The organism is Ruegeria sp. YKSD179 (assembly GCF_059612885.1).
In genome coordinates this window covers 1-1,231 of record NZ_JBXWRL010000127.1, presented here as the reverse complement: position 1 = coordinate 1,231, position 1,231 = coordinate 1, and the positions used below count along the sequence as shown (strand labels likewise).

Here is a 1,231-nt window from a genome sequence, read left to right as displayed (position 1 = left end):
TCCTGGTTTGCCCCCAACGGGTGGTCCGGTTTGATTGTTAGTGCATCGTGGCCGTTTGGTCCATCGGCACGATGCTTTCCGGAGCAGGCGGTCGATATCCCAGTGAGCTGTGCGGCCTGACGGTATTGTAGTGAATGCGCCATCTTTCGATCAGGATTTGGGCCTCCCGCAAGCTGTAGAAGATTTCGCCGTTCAGCAGTTCGTCGCGGAATCTGGCATTGAAGCTTTCGCAGTATCCATTTTCCCACGGGCTGCCTGGTTCGATATAGGCAGTTTTCGAGCCTACAGCGGCAATCCAGTCCCGAACCTTCTGAGCGATAAATTCCGGCCCATTGTCCGACCTTATGTATTCCGGCGGGCCGCGCAGGATGAACAGGTCAGTCAGCGCGTCCAGTACGTCCGTTGAGTTGAGCTTGCGATCAACGCGGATCATGAGCGCCTCCTTGGTGTATTCGTCGATAATGTTGAGCATCCGATAGACACGTCCGTCAGTGGTGCGATCCTGGACGAAGTCGTAGGACCAGACGTGGTTGGGGCGTTCTGGCCGGAGCCGTACGCAGGAGCCATCGTTCAGCCAGAGCCGCCCCTTTTTCTTCTGCTTTTGCGGAACCTTCAGCCCTTCGCGTCGCCATATCCGTTCCACGCGCTTGTGGTTCACGCACCAGCCCGCGTTGTTGAGCAGGCCGGTGACCATTCGGTAGCCATAGCGCCCGTACTGGTCGGCCAGTTCAATGATGTCATCGGTTAGACGTTGTTCATCGGCCCGGCCTTGCGGTACTTTGCGTTGCGTGGATCGGTGCTGACCAAGCGCGCGGCAGGCGCGGCGTTCTGATACACCGAGCACCTGCCTCACATGGTCGATGCACTTGCGGCGACGCGAAGGGCTCAGAAGTTTCCCTTCGCAGCTTCCGTCAGGATCAATTTATCCAGCGTCAGATCGGACACTGCCCGCCGCAGCCGCTGGTTCTCCTTCTCAAGTTCTTTCAACCGTTTGAGCTGCGAGCGACCCATCCCGCCATAGAGCTTGCGCCATCGATAGAACGTCTGCTGCGTCACGCCAATCCGACGCACAGCCTCGGCAATCGTCATCCCTTGTCCTTGCAGAACTTCAACTTGCCGAAGCTTCGATACGATCTCTTCGGGCTTTTCTCGTTTCCCAGCCATCGCTGATCCTCCAATTTACGGGACAAAACTATCCCAGTTGGTGGACCACTTTCAGGGGGCTACTCCA

1 protein-coding gene is annotated in these 1,231 nt (G+C 57.4%); it reads right to left on the bottom strand.

Annotated features, from left to right (window positions below; all coding sequences use genetic code 11):
• Nucleotides 1-37: 37 nt before the first annotated feature.
• Nucleotides 38-1,164, bottom strand: a protein-coding gene (locus AC2FNE_RS24640; protein ID WP_496806570.1) for an IS3 family transposase whose coding sequence is annotated in 2 segments (ribosomal slippage) — nt 38-900 and nt 900-1,164 — 1,128 coding nt in all. Because the reading frame shifts where the segments join, the coding sequence is not laid out codon by codon here.
• Between the last annotated feature and the right edge of the window lie 67 nt (nt 1,165-1,231).